We start from the raw sequence: 17,019 nt of genomic DNA, 5'->3' as shown, positions 1-17,019 counted from the left end.
ATATTTATTTTTATAATTAAACTTAGTTTATTAAAGTTTATAGTAATATAAATTTTCTATATATTAAAAACTTAATTTTTAAAGTAAATATAAAATACTCTATCTTAAATTATGGAATTTTACTCAAAAAAAGAAAAGTTAATTTTTTTTAGCATTCCAACAATTTTATTTTCTTTATTACCTTTTTTTCTAATTTCTGGTCCATTTTTAAGTGATTTGTCGATATCTTTGATAGCCTTAATTTTTTTAACTTATTGTTACAAGAGAAATAATTTTAATTTTTTTAAAAAAAAATATTTTTATATTTTTTTAGTTTTTTATTTTTATTTAATAATAAACTCTTTAATAAATAACTTTCATATAGATTCATTAAAAATATCTTTTTTTTATTTTAGATATGGAATATTTATAATTGCAATTGTAACATTTTTAAAATTTAACAAAACATTCGTTAAGTTTTTCTTTTATAATATTTTTCTGTCTTTTTTAATATTAGTTATTGATGGATATTATCAATATTTTTTTGGGGAAAATATATTTGGATTATATGGTGGATCAAGAATAAGCAGTTTATTTGGAGATGAAAAAATTATGGGAAGCTATTTAACTAGACTTTGGCCTCTATTTTTTGGTTTATCTATTTTTTACTTTAACAAAAAAAATATATTTTTTTCTATATTAGTTTTAATTTTTATTTTATCAGAGTCTCTTATTTTTTTAAGTGGCGAAAGAGTTGCATTTTTTTTTATTAATTTATCAGCAATTTTTGTGATAATTTTTTCTAATAAATTACTTTATATTAGATTATTCACTTTATTATCCAGTTTATTATTAATTATAATAATAAGTTATATAAATCCAGTAGCCAAAGAAAGAATTATTGATTTAACTTTAAATCAAATGAATTTAAACAGCTTAGAAGATCAACAGAAAGAACAAGAAATTTATATTTTTTCAAAACAACACACCCATCATTATATTACAGCTTACAAAATGTTCTTAGATAACAAGTTAATTGGAGTAGGTGTTAAAAATTTTAGACACTATTGTGATGATCCGAGATATGAAGTAAGTCATTTATCATGTTCTCCACATCCCCATAATACGTATATTCAAATTTTATCTGAAATTGGAATTTTAGGTTTTTTGTTTCTTTTATTGGTCACATTTTATTTTTGTTATTATGTAATTATTCATATGTTTCATAAATATAAAAAAGGATATTTTTTTAATGATTTTGAAGTATGTGTTATGTCGGGTATACTGATATATATTTGGCCATTTGCACCAACTGGTAATTTTTTTAATAATTGGTTAAGTATTTTGCTAATTTTATATGCTCCTTTTTTAATTTGGAGCTTGGAGTCTCGAAAAGTTAATAATTCTTAATTAATTGCAAAATCGCCAAATTATATTTATTTTTTGTGTATTTTTACTTTACCACAAGTAATTTTTTAAGTATAAAGCTGTGCCTGGTAATTATTGCGAAAGGGTAATACCCGATCCCATTCCGAACTCGGAAGTCAAGCCTTTCTGCGCCGATGGTACTTTGTCTTAAGACATGGAAGAGTAGGTCATTGCCAGGCATAATAAATAATCTATGAAAATTAAAAGTTCACTAAAATCTATAAAAAAAAGAGATTTAAACTCTAAACTTGTTAGAAGAAGAGGAAGGGTTTACGTCATTAACAAAACAAACCCAAAATTTAAAGCAAGACAGAAATAGTTTTATGGATAATGAAAACCATAAAAATACTTGGAATAATTTTACTAAATTTGTTTTGTGGGGAACAGTTGCCGTACTTACAGTTTTAATTTTAATGGCAATATTTCTTTTATAACAACTTAAATTATTTTTTTATGAATTTAGCTTCAATTTCAGAAGATCACAATATTGAAAAGCGAATAGCTATAACTCCTGAAATAGCAAAAAAATATATTAGTTTAGGGTTTAATTTAACTTTACCGAATAATTATGGAACCAACTTAGGTTTTGGTGATGAGTACTATAAAAATCTAGGTGTTAATTTTTTAGATAATGAAGATGAAATAATTAAAAATTCTGAGGTTGTTATTCAATTAGGATTACCACATGATGAAAAGTTGTCATTATTTAAAGAAAATCAAACTTTAATCGGTTCATTAAATGCTTTTTTGAATAAAGAAAAATTAGATAATTTAAAGTCAAAAAAAATAAATTGTTTTTCATTAGAATTATTACCAAGAATAACAAGGGCACAATCAATGGATATTTTATCATCACAAGCTAACCTTGCTGGTTATAAAGCTGTTGTGGAGGCTTTCCAAGTCTATGAAAAAGCAATTCCAATGATGATGACTGCAGCAGGAACTATTCCTGCAGCAAAAGTGTTGGTGGTTGGAGCAGGTGTTGCTGGATTACAAGCAATTGCAACGGCTAAAAGAATGGGTGCTGTTGTGTTTGCTACTGATGTACGAATGGCATCTAAAGAACAAGTTGAAAGTTTAGGCGGTAAATTTTTAACTGTTGAAGGATCTGAAAATTTAGAAACTGAAGGTGGTTATGCGAAGGAAGCTTCAGATGAATTTAAAAAGAAACAAGAAGAATTATTAACAGAGACATTAAAAAAAGTTGATATAATAATTTGTACTGCTTTAATTCCAGGTAGAGAAGCTCCAAAAATAATTAAAGAGGGAATGTTTAAAAATTTGAAACCAGGTTCAGTAATTTATGATTTAGCAGCGGTTCAAGGAGGAAACACTTCTTATACCGAAGTTGACAAAATTGTTGAAAAAGATGGTGTTAAAATTTTAGGGGATGCAAATATATTAAACAAATTGCCAGTATCAGCTTCTAATTTGTATGCAAAAAATGTATTTAATTTTGTCTCCAATTTATATGATAAAGAAAATAAGAAGATAAATATTAATTTAGATGATGAAATAATAGAGAAAACACTTATTAAATAGTATTATGGAAATAGATCCTTTTATATTCAGGCTAAGCATATTTATCTTATCAATATTTGTTGGGTATTATGTAGTATGGAGCGTAACACCATCGTTACATACACCATTGATGTCAGTTACAAATGCAATCTCTTCAGTAATTATTGTAGGTGCAATCATTGCAGCTTTATCGGGGAGTGATGGAGAAGTGTTTTCTTCATCTAGTATTTATGGTTTTTTAGCGATCATTTTAGCAGCAGTTAATATTTTTGGTGGATTTTTAGTAACCCAAAGAATGTTGGCTATGTATAAAAAAAAGAAAAAGGATAAATAACCAATGTCAGCAAATTTATCTGCAATTTTATACTTACTATCTGGTGTCTTGTTTATCTTAGCTTTAAGAGGTTTGTCATCTCCTGAAACTTCAAGACAAGGAAACCTATTTGGAATAATAGGAATGGTTATTGCTGTAACAGTTACATTTCTTTCTGTCGGAAATTTTTCATCAGGATTTATTTATGTTCTAATATTTTTAGCAATTGGTGGAAGTATTGGAGCATTTATAGCATATCGTATCCCAATGACTGCAATGCCAGAATTAGTAGCTGGCTTTCATAGTTTGGTTGGACTTGCAGCGGTATTTGTTGCAATCTCAGCATTTATAAATCCTGCGGCCTTTAATCTTGGAACGCCAGGAAATATTAAGCTTGCAAGTTTAATCGAAATGGCAATAGGAGCAGCTGTTGGTGCGATCACCTTTTCTGGTTCTGTCATTGCTTTTTTAAAATTACAAGGAATAATGTCAGGTGCGCCTATAACTTTTAAAGGTCAGCACTTATTAAACGCTTTATTGTTAATATTTATTGTAATATTAACAATTTATCTTTGTTCGACACAATCATCTAATCTATTTTGGTTATTAATTGCAGTTTCTTTTTTAATAGGATTTTTAATTATAATTCCTATTGGTGGTGCAGATATGCCGGTTGTAATCTCGATGCTGAATTCTTACTCTGGTTGGGCTGCAGCAGGAATTGGATTTACTTTGGAAAATACAGCACTGATTATTACTGGTGCTTTAGTTGGATCATCAGGAGCAATACTCTCATATATTATGTGCAAAGGAATGAATAGATCATTCTTTAATGTTATATTAGGAGGTTTTGGAGCTACTGATCAAGTAACCGAAGGTCAAAGTAAAGAACAAAGACCAGTAAAAAGTGGTAATGCAGATGATGCAGCTTTTTTAATGAAAAATGCTTCATCAGTTATAATTGTTCCAGGATATGGAATGGCAGTTGCGCAAGCTCAACATGCTCTTAGAGAAATGGTAGATACTTTAAAGAAAAATGATATTAAAGTTTCATACGCTATTCATCCGGTTGCAGGACGAATGCCCGGGCACATGAATGTATTGTTAGCAGAAGCAAATGTGCCATATGATGAAGTATTCGAATTAGAGGAGATTAATAACGATTTTGCAAATGCAGATGTTGCATTTGTAATTGGTGCAAATGACGTTACTAATCCTGTAGCAAAAACAGATCCACAAAGCCCAATTTATGGAATGCCAGTTTTAGATGTGGAAAAATGTAAGTCAGTATTGTTTGTTAAAAGAAGTTTATCCCCTGGATATGCGGGAATCGATAATGATTTATTTTATAAAGAAAATACATTGATGTTATTTGCAGATGCAAAAAAAATGACTGAAGATATTACAAAGAATTTGTAGATTTGATGAATACAAAAATTTTTTGTGACATTGCAGATTTATCTTCAATTAAAAAATTTAATAAGAAACAAATTGTAAAAGGATTTACAACAAATCCAAGCTTAATGAGAAAAGCTGGAGCAAAAGATTATAAATCATACTCTAAACAAATACTTAAAGTTTGTAAAAATAAACCAATTTCATTTGAAGTTTTTGCCGATGATCAAAAATCTATGATTGAACAAGGAAAAGAAATAAATTCTTGGGGCAAAAATGTTTATGTCAAAGTTCCAATAGTCAATTCAAAAAATAAATTTTCAGGTAAAGTTATTAAAGAATTAAATAGTAAAAATATTAAGTTGAATATAACAGCAGTATACTCAGCTAAGCAAACTGCAAAAATACTTAAAGTAATAAATAAGAAAACAAATGTAATTATATCTATTTTTGCTGGAAGAGCAGGGGACAATGGTAAAGATCCAATTCCAGAATTTGTTAAAAGTATAAAATTAGCAAGAAAATTTAAAAATGTAGAAATCTTATGGGCCAGTGTGAGAGAACCATATAATTTTTTACAAGCTAAACAATTGGCATGTCACATAATCACTATTCCACCAACTTTAATTGAAAAAATTGAAAAGTTTGGTAAGTCTTTTAATCAGCTAACTGTTGAAACAGTCAGAGCATTTCTAATCGATAGCAAAAAATCTAATTTTAAATTATAGCTAAATTGGTTGCGGGGGACGGATTTGAACCGCCGACCTTCAGGTTATGAGCCTGACGAGCTACCAGACTGCTCCACCCCGCGATATATTTAAATTCTATTCTTGAGTTTATTTAACTTTTTAACTCTTTTAATGTTTTCTTGAAGAATTCTTTTTTTCTTTTCAGAAGGTTTTTCGTATGTATTTTTTAATTTAATAACTTTAAAGAAACCGTCTCTTTGCAGTTTTCTTTTTAATACTCTTAATGCTTGTTCAACATTATTATCTTTAACTTCTATTTTAATAACTACCTCCAAAAAAGTGGTTTGTTATCACTTTTATTAATTTATGTCTATTAGTTTTGTTCATTATATGCTTGATTGACTAACTTTATTTTGTTTTTCTTTTTCTTTTTTCTCTCTCTTAATTCTTCTTTCGGCTTTTTCTAATGCGTCTATCAGATCTTTTTGAGAAAATAAATTTAATGCTACAGGATCTTTTGGGTTTAGATTATTGTAATTCCAGTAACTTTTATTTCTTATTGAAGTTACAGAATTTTTTGTAATTCCAACCAATTTTGCTATTTGTGAATCTTTTAAAATATTATGTTGTCTGATAAGCCATAATGCAGAATCTGGCTTGTCTTGTCTTTTTGAAAGAGGGATATATTTTTTTATTTTCTTTTCATCATTTGAAATCTCAATGTCACTATTTTTGATTTGTAGTGGTCTATTCTCATCTTTAGATGATAATTCTATTTCCTCTCTAGAAAGTTGTCCTGATATAATTGGATTATAAGCTTTAATCCCTTTCGCAACCTCACCATCTGCTATACCTTGTACCTCTACCTCGTGTAGTCTGCAGAAATCTGCAATCTGTTTGAATGTTAGAGTTGTATTTTCTACCAACCAAACAGCGGTAGCCATTGGCATTAGAGGTGCATTTGACATTTAATTTTTCTTTTCTGATTTAAAGTTTTGAAATTTTTTATTAAATTTACTTATTCGACCTTTATCCATTAATTTCTGTTTTCCACCTGTCCAAGCAGCGTGTGATTTTGGATCAATTTCAAGTTTAAGCAAATCACCTTCAGCACCCCAAGTTGATTTTGTTTCAAATTGTGTACCGTCTGTCATTTCAACTTTAATAGTATGATAGTTTGGATGAATATTTTTTTTCATGCGGAGACTTATAGCAAAAGAATTTTTTAAAACAATTAAAAGTTAACTAGTTTTTTAAGCATTTTATCGTTAATTGCACTACTTGAAGCTCGGATATCAATATTTTTTATATCAAATTTGTTAATTTCGTTAACTATTCCACCTGCTTCTTCAACCATTAAAGCACCAGCTGCCACATCCCAAATATTAATTTTATTATGAAAAAAACCGTCAAGTCTTCCAGAGGCCACATATGCTAGATCAAGCGCTGCACATCCACTACATCTCATATTTAGGTCACTAAATTTTGTACCTTCATGGTTGCTTGAAAATAAACAATCTTCGGTGGAACTTTTTTTTGACACTCTTAGTCTTTGATTGTTTAGATATGCTCCCTTGTTTTTTTCAGAAAAAAACATTTCATCTTTTATTGGGTCAAAAATTAATCCACTAATAATTTCGTTGTTAGAAATATGAGCAATACAAATAGCAAAGTGTGGAATACCATGAAGAAAATTAGTTGTCCCATCTATTGGGTCTAGAATCCAAAAATTTTTCTTGTCCTTGTTATTTATCTTGCCAGTTTCTTCTGTTATAAAAGAATAATTTTTTTTTGATTTAGATAATTCTTCTATTAAAATTTTTTCTACATTTTTATCTGTTTTTGTAACAAAATCGTAAGGGCCTTTTTTTGAAACTTGTAATTTTTCCACCTCTCCAAAATCTCTTATCACAGATTTAGATGCTTTTTCAGCAGCCTTTATCATCAAGTTAAGATTTGAAGATATGGATATCATTTTAAATTTTTTTTACGTACTCTAAATTTCGAGTATCAACAATAACTTCGTCTCCTGCCTCTATAAACGGTGGAACTTGAATATTTAAACCATTATCTAGAGTGGCTGGTTTATAAGAGGAAGATACTGTTTGACCTTTTAATGCTGCATCAGTAGTTTCTATTTTACATTGTACCTGATTTGGTAACTCTACTGAAATTGGATTTTCATTATAAAAACTTACAGACACCTCAAGATTTTCAGTTAATAATTTACCTTGCTCTCCAATAATTTCTTTTTTAATTTCAATTTGTTCAAAGGTTTTTGGTTCCATAAAAAAATAATTAGCATCATCTTCATATAGATAATTGTATTTATTTTCATCTAGTGATGCTTTCTCTACAGTTTCGCTAGATCTAAATCTTTCGTTTAGTTTAGTATTTTTGCCAACACTTTTCATTTCTACTTGTGCAAATGCACCTCCTTTTCCAGGTTTTACATGCTGTGTTTTTAAAACTTGCCAAAGATCATTTTTATATTCCAAGAGCATTCCAACTCTAATTTCACTTGCATTTATTTTCATATTAAACTCTTTATAGCTTCTGTAGGTTTGTATTTTTTATTATTCCAAATGTAGCCTGAAATAGCTAAAAAATTTACATTGTTCAATAAAAGTTTTTTATAGTTCTCATTTGTTATTCCACCAATAGCTACGATGGGAATATTTGTTAATTTCTTTACTTTATTCAAAGTTTTTATATTAGCCCTGTATTTAGCTTTTTTTGTTTTTGTTGGAAAAAAAGCACCAAACGCAATGTAATTAGCTCTATTTTTAATTGCTTCTTTTGCAATTTTAATTGAGTTGTGACATGTTATTCCAATAATTTTATTTCCAATTATTTTTTTGGCTTCTTTAATATTCATATCTTTTTGGCCTAAATGACATCCATCAGCATTTAATTTTTTTGCAAGAACCGGGTCATCATTAACAATAAATTTTACATTATTTTTTTTACATAATTGTCTGATCTTTTTTCCTACCAAAAATTTTTTTTTAAATGAGTATTTTTTAAATCTCATTTGAAAAAAACTTATTTTACTTGATTTTAATACCTCATTCAGCATTTGGTAAAAATTCTTTGTTATTTTATTTGGAGAGATAAGATAAATAAATTTTTTTTTATTTATTCTCAAGATCGTTTGTCCATTTTCCTTGAGCAGCTAAAGTACACATTCTTGCCCTATGATTAAACACATCTTGTGTTTCGTTGGTTTTAGTGATGTCTTTAGACCAAAATTTAAGTGCACTTTGTTGTAAAGCTCGACCATATGAATAGGTCATTATAAAATTTGTACTATTGTTTTTGCTAATTAAATTGAGATTTTCTGTTGCTTCTATTTCGGATTGACCTCCAGACAAGAAAGCAATTCCTGGTACTTCTGTCGGTACTGAATTTTTGAGACATTCAAGTGTTTTGTCTGAAACTTCTTCATTAGAGATTTTGTTTTTTGAATTACTTCCAGCTAAAATCATATTTGGTTTTAATATGATCCCTGATAAATCAATTTTATGCATAATTAATTCCTCAAAACATTTTTTTATAACTTCTGAAGTTTTTTCCAAACACTCATCAGCTGAATGATTGCCATCCATTAAAACTTCTGGTTCCACTATAGGAACCATTTCACATTCTTGAACTAAAGCGGCATATCTTGCAAGTGCATGAGCATTAGAATGAATTGCAAGTTTGCTAGGATAGTTATTGCTTATCGAATAAACACCTCTCCATTTTGTAAATCTTGCACCAAGCTCATAGTATTTTTTTAATCTTTCTCTTAGCCCGTCTAGCCCTTCTGTAATTTTTTCCTCTGGAGAGTTTGCTAAATTTTTTGCACCTGTATCTACTTTAATTCCAGGTACTGCTCCACTAGCAGAGATTAATTCAGGAATCGATTTACCTAAATTTGAAATTTGTTTTATTGTTTCATCGTATAAGATCACACCACCGATACAATCTTTCATACTTTCTGAACTAAAAAGAGTTTCTCTAAAAGCGAGTCTGTTTTTTGGTGTAGATTCAACATTAACAGCCTCAAGTCTTTTCGTCATAGTTCCGTTACTTTCATCTGCTGCAAGTATTCCTTTGCCATTTGAAAGTATTTTGAGAGCTATTTTATTTAGTTCTGACATGTCAATTTAAAGCGCTTATACCAGGAAGTTCTTTTCCTTCAAGATATTCCAGAAATGCTCCACCTGCAGTTGAAACAAAATTAAAGTCTTTAACAGCATTTAAAGAATTAATTAATGAAATGGTATCACCACCACCTACAACAGAGTAAATTTTATCTTCTTTATTTTTTTCAACTATTTTTTTTGCAATTGTAGCACTTCCATTAGCAAAATTAGGATTTTCAAAATATCCAGCAGGACCGTTCCATAATAAGGTTTTTGTTTTATCAATAATATTGCATATACTTTCAACAGTTTTTGGACCTATATCCAAAATCATTTCATCTAATTTAATTTGATTCAATTCTTTAATTTTAGGCTGACCATTTAAATCATTTGCCACTATCACATCTTCTGGAAAAATTATATTACAATTTTTTTCTTTTGAATATGAGAGTATTTCATTAACTATAGAATTAACATTTTCTTCTTTAAGAGATTTTCCTATATTGTATCCATTGTGTTCAATTAAGTTATTCGCCATTGCACCCACAATTACTATGTTATCAAATTTTGGAATTAAATTTTTAATAATATTAATTTTTGTAGAAATTTTAGATCCTCCTATTATACAAGTAACAGGTTTAGTTATGCTAGATGTAATTTTTTTTAATGCACTAATCTCTAAATCTAATTGCAACCCTGAAAAAGATGGTAAAAATTTTGAAATTTCACAAACAGATGCGTGCGCTCTATGTGAACATGAAAAAGCATCATTTACATAAATATCACCTAAGCTTGCTAAATGTTTTGCAAAATTAGTATCATTTTTTTCCTCATCTGGATAAAATCTAATATTTTCAATTAATAAAATTTTTTCATTAAAATTATCAAACATATCTTTTTTTATCTCATAAATATTTTTTTCAATAAGTTTTACTTTTTCATTTAGTTTTTTTTCTATATCTTTTTGAATTGGTTTTAACGAAAGATCTTTAATTACTTTTCCTTTAGGTCGACCAACGTGAGATAAGATAACTATTTTTGAATTTTGCTCTAATAAAAATTCAATTGTTGGAAGAATTTTGTCAATTCTCGTTGTATCAGTTATCTCACCATTGTTAAGAGGGACATTTAAATCCAATCTTAAAATAACTTTTTTACCTTGTAGGTTTGTTAGTTTGGAGACACTTTGCATTAAGAATTTTGATGAATGAATTCTGCAATATCGCACATACGATTTGAAAAACCCCATTCATTATCATACCAGGCTGAAATTTTACCCATATTGTCTCCAACAACATTGGTAAGAGATCCATCAACAATCGCAGATGCAGAGTTATGATTAAAATCTATTGATACTAACTTTTCATGAGTGATTTCTAGTACATTTTTAAGATTATTTTTTGATGCTAATTCAAATGATTTATTTATATTTTCTTTGTTGATATTTTTTTTTGTACAGAAAACTAATTCTACAAGTGAAACATTTGGGGTAGGTACTCTCATTGCAACTCCCTCTAATTTACCTTTCAAGCTAGGAATTATTTGGCCAATTGCTTTTGATGCACCAGTAGATGTTGGGACAATTGATTGACTTGCTGATCTTGCTCTTCTTGGGTCTTTATGTGAATTGTCCAGAATTCTCTGATCACTTGTAAATGCATGGATAGTGGTCATGAACCCTTTTTCAATTTCAAAATTTTCATTTAGTGTATGTACAACTGGAGCCAAACAGTTTGTGGTGCATGATGCGGCTGAGATTATTTGGTCCTTACTGGTTATATCTTTTTCATTTACACCAAATACAATTGTTTTATCTGCGTTTTTACATGGCGCAGATACTATTACTTTTTTTGCTCCATTTTTAATATGAGCTAAAAGTTTTTCTTTAGAATTAAATTTTCCTGTACACTCAAAAACATAATCGACATCAAATTTTTTCCAGTCTATTTTTTCAATAGTAGACTCCTGTGAAAATGTAATTTTTTCATTATTTATTATTAAGTGATTTTCATCAAAATCTAAATCAGCATCAAATCTACCATGAATTGAGTCATATTTTATTAATGTACAAGTAGTCTCAGAATTTGATCTATTATTTATGTGTTGTATTTTTATTTTTTTATCTTGGCTTTCTATAATTGACCGAACTACCATTCGACCAATTCTACCCATTCCATTAATTCCAACTTTAATTGTCATAATTAATTTTTAATTAAATTTTTTGATTTGTTAGTTATATTTTCTTTTGTTAGCCCAAAATATTTATATATTTCTTTAAAAGGTGCACTTTTACCAAATTCATTAATTCCAAAATTTTTTCCATTTTCACCAACATACTTTTTCCAACAATCACTTGAACCAGCTTCTATAGAGATTTTATTTTTGGTTTCATTTAGTATTTTATTTCTATAAGTTTTACTTTGTTTATCAAAAAGCTCCATACAAGGTACTGAAATAACTTTAGAATAAATTTTATCTTTTGCAAGTTTATGACTAGCCTCGATTGCAAGATTTACTTCTGAACCACTTGCCAAAATTGTTAATTTAATTTTCTTATTTGTTCTAAGCACCTCATAAGCGCCAAGTGAACATTTATTATTTGAGGAATATTTTTTTCTGATTGGATCTAAATTTTGTCTAGTTAAAGACAACACACTTGGAGTCTTTGTAGTTTTTAAAGCATGCTCCCAGCATTCAATTGTTTCAATTCTGTCTGCAGGTCTAAACACATTTAGGTTTGGAATTGATCTTAAACCAGATAATTGCTCAATTGGTTGATGTGTCGGTCCATCTTCACCTAAGCCAATTGAATCATGTGTCATTACATAAATAACTCTTTGTTGCATTAGAGCCGACAATCTTATCGATGGTTTGCAGTAATCAGAAAATATTAAAAAAGTTCCACCATAAGGAATAAAATTACTATGGAGTGCGATTCCGTTCATTATCCCACTCATCGCATGTTCCCTGACACCATAGTGAATATAATTTCCATCAAAATTTCCTGGTGTAATAATTTTATGTTTTTTTGTTTTTGTATTATTTGATCCAGCTAAATCTGCAGAACCACCAATAAGATTATTATTTGAATTGGTTAATGCACTTAAAGTTAGCTCAGAACATTTTCTTGTTGCTAAGCTTTTAGGTTCTTTGATTGCAAGTTTCTTTTCTGAATTTAAAACATTTTTAAAGCTATCTGTTTTGATCAGACTGAATTTTTGACTTTGTTTTTTAGTTAATTTGTTCCATTTTTTTTCAATTAACTGACCCTTTCTTCCTATATCTCTCCATTGGTTCAATAACTTATTTGGAATTTCAAAAGGTTTATATTTCCATTTAAGTACTTTTCTTACTAATTTAATTTCATCTAATCCCAAAGGACTACCATGTGAAGACGATTTGCCAGATTTATTTGGAGAACCATATCCAATTTTTGTTTTACAAGAAATTACTGTTGGTTTTTTTGCATTTTGAACTCTTTTCAAAGCTCTGTAAATTTGATTTTCATTATGACCATCAATTAATACATAATCCCATCCATAGCTTTCAAATCTTTTTCTAAAATTGTCTGATACAGCAAGACTTGTTGGACCATCTATTGAAATATTATTATTATCGAAAAGCATCACTAAATTTTTTAATTTTAAGTGACCAGCTAAACTCATTGCCTCGTGACTAATACCTTCCATCAAGCAACCATCGCCAGCTAGAACATAAGTTTTATGATTAATTAGATTTTTACCTAATTTTTTTTTGAGGATTTCTTCAGCTATTGCAAATCCAACTGCATTAGCTATTCCTTGTCCAAGTGGACCAGTAGTTGTTTCAATTCCAGTTTTTGGATGATACTCTGGATGACCTGCACAAATAGAGTTTAGTTGTCTAAACTTTTTAATCGAATTTAAAGAAATACTTTTATAACCAGTTAAGTATAATAAAGAATAAAGAAGCATTGAGCCATGTCCGGCTGATAAAACAAACCTATCTCTATTTATCCAATTTGGATTTTGTGGATTGAATTTTAAAAAATACCTAAAAAGTACAGTCGCAACGTCTGCCATACCCATTGGCATCCCAGGGTGGCCAGAATTAGCTTTTTGAACTGCATCAATAGATAAAAATCTGATACAATTTGCTAAATCGTTATGTATTTTACTCAAAATTATCCTGACTAGACTAAGAAGATTCTATTTAATATTATAAGTATATATATATGAATTCTATAAACGAAAAAGAAAAAAAACTTAATCTAGCTTTAGAGGAATTAAAAAATTTAGATCTAACTAATCCGGTTTTGGAAAATAATATTGAAAATCTTAACTTACAAAAAAATCAATTAGAGATTGAAAAAAACGAGTTAGAAAAAAAATATAAAGAGCTAATAGATCAGAACGAAATTTTGTCCAAAAGATTAGATGAGTTCAGAAGTAAAGAAAAGGCAGAAGAAAGAAAACAAATAGAGTTCTCTGAAAAAATTGATGAATTAAATCAAGAAACAGATACTTTGTTGGAAGAGATTGATAAATGGCAAATGTAAGTATTAAATTCAATAATAAAGAGTTTTTACTATCTTGTGATGATGGACAAGAGGAACATCTAGAGGAATTGTTAATACAAATAAACCAAAAATTTAATCATTTAAAAAACGATCTTGGTAATTTAGGGGAGAATAAACTTTTATTAATTACAGCAGTTAAAATAATGGATGAATACTACGAAACAAAAAAGAAAGTTGAACAAAAGAAACAAGAATTAAAAGATTTATCAAATAAATTTAAAGAATTAAAAACTCTAATATATGAATATAAAGATAAAAAAGAAGAAGAAATAAAAGAGTTAAATTTAAATCATGATAAATTAAAAATAGAGATTGAAACTAATCAAAAAAAATATGAAGATTTAATTGATACTGCTGCAGAGAAAATTTCAAGTTTTGTGGAAAAAGCAAGACAAGAAAATTTACCTCAATAAATTTGTGAATAAATCTAAATTAAGAAGAAAGATAACATCACTTAGAAAAAAAAGTTTTCAAGAAAATTTGAAAATCAATTCTTTAAAATTAATTAAATTCCTAAGTGATAATAATCTTAAAATAAGAATTGTTGGAGGATATTATCCATGCAATCATGAAATAGATGACTTAGAAGTTTTAAATTTATTTAGTAAAAATAAAAAAATTACTTCATTACCGATCATCAAGAAAAATAACCAAATGGACTTTTATGAATGGTCTAAAGATAATCCATTAAAGATAAACAAATACGGAATTATTGAACCATTTTCTAAAAAGAAAGTTTATCCAGATATATTACTAGTTCCACTATTAGCTTTTGATAAGCAATTTAACCGTTTAGGTTATGGTGGTGGTTTTTATGATCGTTATATTGAAAAAATTGAAATTAAAAAAAAGGTCTTTAAAGTTGGATTTGCTTTTTCTTTCCAAGAATTAAAAGAGGTACCAGTTAATAATTATGATAAGAAGCTTGATTTAATAATTACTGAAAGAGGTTTGATATTTTGAGAATTTTATTTTTAGGCGATGTTGTTGGCATTTCTGGATGTTCTAAACTTACGAGCAGCTTACTTAGTGAAATTAAATCAAAAAAAATTGATTTTGTTATTGCTAACGGTGAAAATGCTGCAGCCCAAGGTGTTGGTTTGACAGAAGAAATTTGCAAAGATTTTTATAACTGTGGTGTTAACGTAATTACAACAGGAAATCATGTTTGGGATCAAAAAGAAATCATGAAATATATAGAAAAAGAAGAGAGATTGTTACGTCCTAAAAATCTTTTTGAGCCTGCACCTGGTCGAGGTTTTCAAATTTTCAAAACAGATAAAAATATAAGAGTTGGGGTACTCAACCTTATGGGAAATGTTTTTATGAAAAAGTGTGAAGATGTTTTTGAAACTTCAAAAAAATTTTTAAGTGAATATAAATTAAAAAAAGACTACGATTTATTAGTGGTTGATTTTCATGGTGAAATTACCAGTGAGAAAAATGCCATAGGTCATTTTTTTGATGGTCATTCAACTTTGGTTGTTGGAACTCACACACATGTACCAACTAATGATGCTAGAATACTAAACAATGGCACTGGATACCAAACTGATGCAGGCATGTGTGGAGATTACGACTCTGTAATTGGGATGGATAAAGAGAATTCATTAAACAGATTTTTAAAAAAAGACTCGGTTAAACATTTTCCTGCAGTTGGAGAAGGGACTTTGTCTGGTGTTATTGTTGATTGTGATATAAATACTGGTTTAGCTAAAAGTATTAATAGTTATATATTTGGAGAAAAATTAAAAAATTTTTAATTTAGATATGGCAGGTCATTCTCATTGGGCGGGTATTAAACATAAAAAAGGAAAAGCTGACAAGCAACGTTCAAAAATTTTTTCAAAATTGTCTAAAGAAATTACAGTAGCTGCAAAACTTGGAGACAAGGATCCTGCAATGAATCCGAGATTAAGATCAGCAGTACAGGCTGCTAGATCAGCAAATATGCCAAAAGATAATATAGAAAGGGCAATAGATAAATCTTCTGCTGCATCTGGAGCAAATTTTGAAAATTTGAGGTATGAGGGATTTGGACCAAAGAAAATTGCTGTAATTGTAGAAACTTTAACAGACAATAAAAATAGAACAGCTTCTAATGTGAGAACTATTTTTCAAAAATCTGGTGGAAGTCTAGGTACGCAAGGATCAGCATCTCATAACTTTAAACAACTTGGGATAATAAAGATTGATAAAAATGAAATATCAGATGATAAAATTTTTGAGTTAGCAATAGAAGCTGGTGCAGAGGAATGCATTTCCCACGAAGAATTTCATGAAGTTCAATGTGTTTCAAATGAAATATATAATGTTAAAAAAAATTTAGAAAATAAAATAGCAAACTTTATTTCAACAGATATTGAATGGGTCCCTATAAATAGTGTTGATATTAAAAATGATGAGAAAGAAAGTGTGATTGATTTTTTAGAAAATCTAGAAGATGATGATGATGTTCAGAACGTTTTTTCAAACGTAAATTTAGGAAATTTTTGATGTTAATAATTGGAATTGATCCAGGAATTTCAGGATCTATATGTTTTTTAGAGGATGGAACAATCAAAGATGTCCTTGAGATGCCAACAATGACTGAAGGAAAAAAAAATAAAAAACAAGTCAATGGATCTCAAATATTTAATGAAATATCTTCAAAAATAAAAACATACGAAAAAAAAAATATTAAAGTTGTTATAGAGCAAGTTTCAGCTATGCCAGGACAAGGGGTTACAAGTATGTTTAATTTTGGTCAATCTTTCGGAATTTTAAAAGGTATTTGCAGCGCGATGCAGTTGCCAATTTATTTTGTAAGACCAGCAAAATGGAAAAAATATTTTAATTTAATTAACTCAGAAAAAGATGCCAGCAGGACAAGAGCTATTGAAATATTTCCCTATTTTTCGTCAAATTTATCAAAAAAAAAAGATTCTAATAAAGCTGATGCAATTTTAATAGCTAGTTATTTTCATGAAACATACAAAAATGACTAATCTTTAAATTTTTGTAGTC

23 protein-coding genes, 1 tRNA gene and 1 rRNA gene are annotated in these 17,019 nt (G+C 28.5%); 14 read left to right on the top strand and 11 right to left on the bottom strand.

The genetic code is table 11. The annotated features are described in order from the left end of the window. Window positions 1-111 precede the first annotated feature (111 nt). The 8 genes from ACTTAW_RS07680 to ACTTAW_RS07645 all read left to right on the top strand — a co-directional run bounded on the left by ACTTAW_RS07680 (window position 112) and on the right by ACTTAW_RS07645 (window position 5,364). On the top strand, window positions 112-1,389 hold the full coding sequence (locus tag ACTTAW_RS07680) for an O-antigen ligase family protein (protein WP_440651902.1): 1,278 nt from the start codon (window positions 112-114) through the stop codon (window positions 1,387-1,389). A gap of 82 nt (window positions 1,390-1,471) precedes the next feature. Next, window positions 1,472-1,586: ribosomal RNA gene (gene rrf, locus ACTTAW_RS07675) — 5S ribosomal RNA — on the top strand. A 14-nt stretch (window positions 1,587-1,600) separates the two neighbouring features. Continuing rightward, complete coding sequence (gene ykgO / locus ACTTAW_RS07670; RefSeq protein WP_008545413.1) at window positions 1,601-1,726, top strand: type B 50S ribosomal protein L36; 126 nt, start codon at window positions 1,601-1,603, stop codon at window positions 1,724-1,726. A 4-nt stretch (window positions 1,727-1,730) separates the two neighbouring features. Continuing rightward, window positions 1,731-1,841 carry an aa3-type cytochrome c oxidase subunit IV gene (locus ACTTAW_RS07665; protein WP_440651900.1) on the top strand — a complete coding sequence of 37 codons (111 nt, stop codon included), beginning with the start codon at window positions 1,731-1,733 and terminating at the stop codon, window positions 1,839-1,841. A gap of 19 nt (window positions 1,842-1,860) precedes the next feature. Continuing rightward, window positions 1,861-2,949 carry an NAD(P) transhydrogenase subunit alpha gene (locus ACTTAW_RS07660; RefSeq protein WP_440651898.1) on the top strand — a complete coding sequence of 363 codons (1,089 nt, stop codon included), beginning with the start codon at window positions 1,861-1,863 and terminating at the stop codon, window positions 2,947-2,949. A 4-nt stretch (window positions 2,950-2,953) separates the two neighbouring features. After that, window positions 2,954-3,262 carry a proton-translocating transhydrogenase family protein gene (locus ACTTAW_RS07655; protein WP_440651896.1) on the top strand — a complete coding sequence of 103 codons (309 nt, stop codon included), beginning with the start codon at window positions 2,954-2,956 and terminating at the stop codon, window positions 3,260-3,262. 3 nt (window positions 3,263-3,265) lie between these two features. Then, entirely contained in the window at window positions 3,266-4,660 is a 1,395-nt protein-coding gene (locus ACTTAW_RS07650) for an NAD(P)(+) transhydrogenase (Re/Si-specific) subunit beta (RefSeq protein ID WP_440651894.1), read from the top strand. Between the two features lie 5 nt (window positions 4,661-4,665). Continuing rightward, entirely contained in the window at window positions 4,666-5,364 is a 699-nt protein-coding gene (locus ACTTAW_RS07645) for a transaldolase family protein (RefSeq protein ID WP_440651892.1), read from the top strand. Window positions 5,365-5,370: 6 nt separating this feature from the next. Here ACTTAW_RS07645 and ACTTAW_RS07640 read toward each other — a convergent pair. From ACTTAW_RS07640 to tkt, 11 genes are all read right to left on the bottom strand, one after another. Further along, window positions 5,371-5,447 (bottom strand) — tRNA-Met (locus ACTTAW_RS07640). Window positions 5,448-5,453: 6 nt separating this feature from the next. Beyond that, window positions 5,454-5,648 (bottom strand): 30S ribosomal protein S21, encoded by a 195-nt coding sequence (gene rpsU, locus ACTTAW_RS07635; RefSeq protein ID WP_075484443.1) that lies wholly within the window; start codon window positions 5,646-5,648, stop codon window positions 5,454-5,456. 63 nt (window positions 5,649-5,711) lie between these two features. Continuing rightward, entirely contained in the window at window positions 5,712-6,293 is a 582-nt protein-coding gene (locus ACTTAW_RS07630) for a cell cycle transcriptional regulator TrcR (protein WP_440651890.1), read from the bottom strand. Next, complete coding sequence (gene rpmE, locus ACTTAW_RS07625; protein WP_075506043.1) at window positions 6,294-6,524, bottom strand: 50S ribosomal protein L31; 231 nt, start codon at window positions 6,522-6,524, stop codon at window positions 6,294-6,296. It abuts the gene before it with no gap. 35 nt (window positions 6,525-6,559) lie between these two features. Further along, window positions 6,560-7,300, bottom strand: coding sequence for an inositol monophosphatase family protein (locus ACTTAW_RS07620; protein ID WP_440651888.1), 741 nt, complete (start codon window positions 7,298-7,300; stop codon window positions 6,560-6,562). A gap of 1 nt (window position 7,301) precedes the next feature. Then, entirely contained in the window at window positions 7,302-7,862 is a 561-nt protein-coding gene (gene efp / locus ACTTAW_RS07615) for an elongation factor P (protein ID WP_440651886.1), read from the bottom strand. After that, window positions 7,859-8,473: a thiamine phosphate synthase gene (gene thiE / locus ACTTAW_RS07610; RefSeq protein WP_440651884.1), complete on the bottom strand. Its 615-nt coding sequence runs from the start codon at window positions 8,471-8,473 to the stop codon at window positions 7,859-7,861. The genes efp and thiE overlap by 4 nt, the downstream gene beginning before the upstream one ends. Beyond that, window positions 8,460-9,470, bottom strand: coding sequence for a class I fructose-bisphosphate aldolase (locus tag ACTTAW_RS07605; protein WP_440651882.1), 1,011 nt, complete (start codon window positions 9,468-9,470; stop codon window positions 8,460-8,462). The genes thiE and ACTTAW_RS07605 overlap by 14 nt, the downstream gene beginning before the upstream one ends. A gap of 1 nt (window position 9,471) precedes the next feature. Further along, complete coding sequence (locus ACTTAW_RS07600; protein WP_440651880.1) at window positions 9,472-10,647, bottom strand: phosphoglycerate kinase; 1,176 nt, start codon at window positions 10,645-10,647, stop codon at window positions 9,472-9,474. Further along, complete coding sequence (gap, locus tag ACTTAW_RS07595; RefSeq protein ID WP_440651878.1) at window positions 10,647-11,654, bottom strand: type I glyceraldehyde-3-phosphate dehydrogenase; 1,008 nt, start codon at window positions 11,652-11,654, stop codon at window positions 10,647-10,649. Before gap ends, ACTTAW_RS07600 begins: the two co-directional genes overlap by 1 nt. Before the next feature lie 2 nt (window positions 11,655-11,656). Beyond that, window positions 11,657-13,615, bottom strand: coding sequence for a transketolase (tkt, locus tag ACTTAW_RS07590; RefSeq protein ID WP_440651876.1), 1,959 nt, complete (start codon window positions 13,613-13,615; stop codon window positions 11,657-11,659). Window positions 13,616-13,668: 53 nt separating this feature from the next. Between tkt and ACTTAW_RS07585 the strand changes: the two genes are divergently transcribed. From ACTTAW_RS07585 to ACTTAW_RS07560, 6 genes are read left to right on the top strand one after another with little or no spacing between them, the layout of a single operon-like run. Next, a complete protein-coding gene (locus tag ACTTAW_RS07585; RefSeq protein WP_440618063.1) occupies window positions 13,669-13,992 on the top strand; it encodes a 5-formyltetrahydrofolate cyclo-ligase in 324 nt (107 codons plus the stop codon). Then, the gene (locus ACTTAW_RS07580) at window positions 13,980-14,426 is read left to right on the top strand and encodes a cell division protein ZapA (protein WP_440651875.1); all 447 of its coding nucleotides are present in this window, start codon (window positions 13,980-13,982) and stop codon (window positions 14,424-14,426) included. The genes ACTTAW_RS07585 and ACTTAW_RS07580 overlap by 13 nt, the downstream gene beginning before the upstream one ends. 4 nt (window positions 14,427-14,430) lie before the next feature. Beyond that, window positions 14,431-14,976, top strand: coding sequence for a 5-formyltetrahydrofolate cyclo-ligase (locus ACTTAW_RS07575; RefSeq protein WP_440651873.1), 546 nt, complete (start codon window positions 14,431-14,433; stop codon window positions 14,974-14,976). Continuing rightward, entirely contained in the window at window positions 14,973-15,776 is an 804-nt protein-coding gene (locus ACTTAW_RS07570) for a TIGR00282 family metallophosphoesterase (protein WP_440651871.1), read from the top strand. The genes ACTTAW_RS07575 and ACTTAW_RS07570 overlap by 4 nt, the downstream gene beginning before the upstream one ends. Before the next feature lie 7 nt (window positions 15,777-15,783). Next, window positions 15,784-16,509, top strand: a complete 726-nt coding sequence (locus tag ACTTAW_RS07565; protein WP_440651869.1) for a YebC/PmpR family DNA-binding transcriptional regulator — start codon at window positions 15,784-15,786, stop codon at window positions 16,507-16,509. Continuing rightward, window positions 16,509-17,000 carry a crossover junction endodeoxyribonuclease gene (locus ACTTAW_RS07560; RefSeq protein WP_440651867.1) on the top strand — a complete coding sequence of 164 codons (492 nt, stop codon included), beginning with the start codon at window positions 16,509-16,511 and terminating at the stop codon, window positions 16,998-17,000. Before ACTTAW_RS07565 ends, ACTTAW_RS07560 begins: the two co-directional genes overlap by 1 nt. Window positions 17,001-17,019 lie beyond the last annotated feature (19 nt).

It is taken from the genome of Candidatus Pelagibacter sp. HIMB1495 (assembly GCF_052047955.1).
GTDB lineage: Bacteria > Pseudomonadota > Alphaproteobacteria > Pelagibacterales > Pelagibacteraceae > Pelagibacter.
Note: the sequence above shows the minus strand (reverse complement) of the source record. Positions and strands in the feature narration are given on the sequence as shown.

Coding starts and splice junctions, on each gene's coding strand:
- ACTTAW_RS07680 (WP_440651902.1), top strand. CDS start 112: ATGGAATTTTACTCAAAAAAAGAAAAGTTAATTTTTTTTAGCATTCCA.
- ykgO (WP_008545413.1), top strand. CDS start 1,601: ATGAAAATTAAAAGTTCACTAAAATCTATAAAAAAAAGAGATTTAAAC.
- ACTTAW_RS07665 (WP_440651900.1), top strand. CDS start 1,731: ATGGATAATGAAAACCATAAAAATACTTGGAATAATTTTACTAAATTT.
- ACTTAW_RS07660 (WP_440651898.1), top strand. CDS start 1,861: ATGAATTTAGCTTCAATTTCAGAAGATCACAATATTGAAAAGCGAATA.
- ACTTAW_RS07655 (WP_440651896.1), top strand. CDS start 2,954: ATGGAAATAGATCCTTTTATATTCAGGCTAAGCATATTTATCTTATCA.
- ACTTAW_RS07650 (WP_440651894.1), top strand. CDS start 3,266: ATGTCAGCAAATTTATCTGCAATTTTATACTTACTATCTGGTGTCTTG.
- ACTTAW_RS07645 (WP_440651892.1), top strand. CDS start 4,666: ATGAATACAAAAATTTTTTGTGACATTGCAGATTTATCTTCAATTAAA.
- ACTTAW_RS07630 (WP_440651890.1), bottom strand. CDS start 6,293: ATGTCAAATGCACCTCTAATGCCAATGGCTACCGCTGTTTGGTTGGTA.
- rpmE (WP_075506043.1), bottom strand. CDS start 6,524: ATGAAAAAAAATATTCATCCAAACTATCATACTATTAAAGTTGAAATG.
- ACTTAW_RS07620 (WP_440651888.1), bottom strand. CDS start 7,300: ATGATATCCATATCTTCAAATCTTAACTTGATGATAAAGGCTGCTGAA.
- efp (WP_440651886.1), bottom strand. CDS start 7,862: ATGAAAATAAATGCAAGTGAAATTAGAGTTGGAATGCTCTTGGAATAT.
- ACTTAW_RS07605 (WP_440651882.1), bottom strand. CDS start 9,470: ATGTCAGAACTAAATAAAATAGCTCTCAAAATACTTTCAAATGGCAAA.
- ACTTAW_RS07600 (WP_440651880.1), bottom strand. CDS start 10,647: ATGCAAAGTGTCTCCAAACTAACAAACCTACAAGGTAAAAAAGTTATT.
- gap (WP_440651878.1), bottom strand. CDS start 11,654: ATGACAATTAAAGTTGGAATTAATGGAATGGGTAGAATTGGTCGAATG.
- ACTTAW_RS07585 (WP_440618063.1), top strand. CDS start 13,669: ATGAATTCTATAAACGAAAAAGAAAAAAAACTTAATCTAGCTTTAGAG.
- ACTTAW_RS07580 (WP_440651875.1), top strand. CDS start 13,980: ATGGCAAATGTAAGTATTAAATTCAATAATAAAGAGTTTTTACTATCT.
- ACTTAW_RS07565 (WP_440651869.1), top strand. CDS start 15,784: ATGGCAGGTCATTCTCATTGGGCGGGTATTAAACATAAAAAAGGAAAA.
- ACTTAW_RS07560 (WP_440651867.1), top strand. CDS start 16,509: ATGTTAATAATTGGAATTGATCCAGGAATTTCAGGATCTATATGTTTT.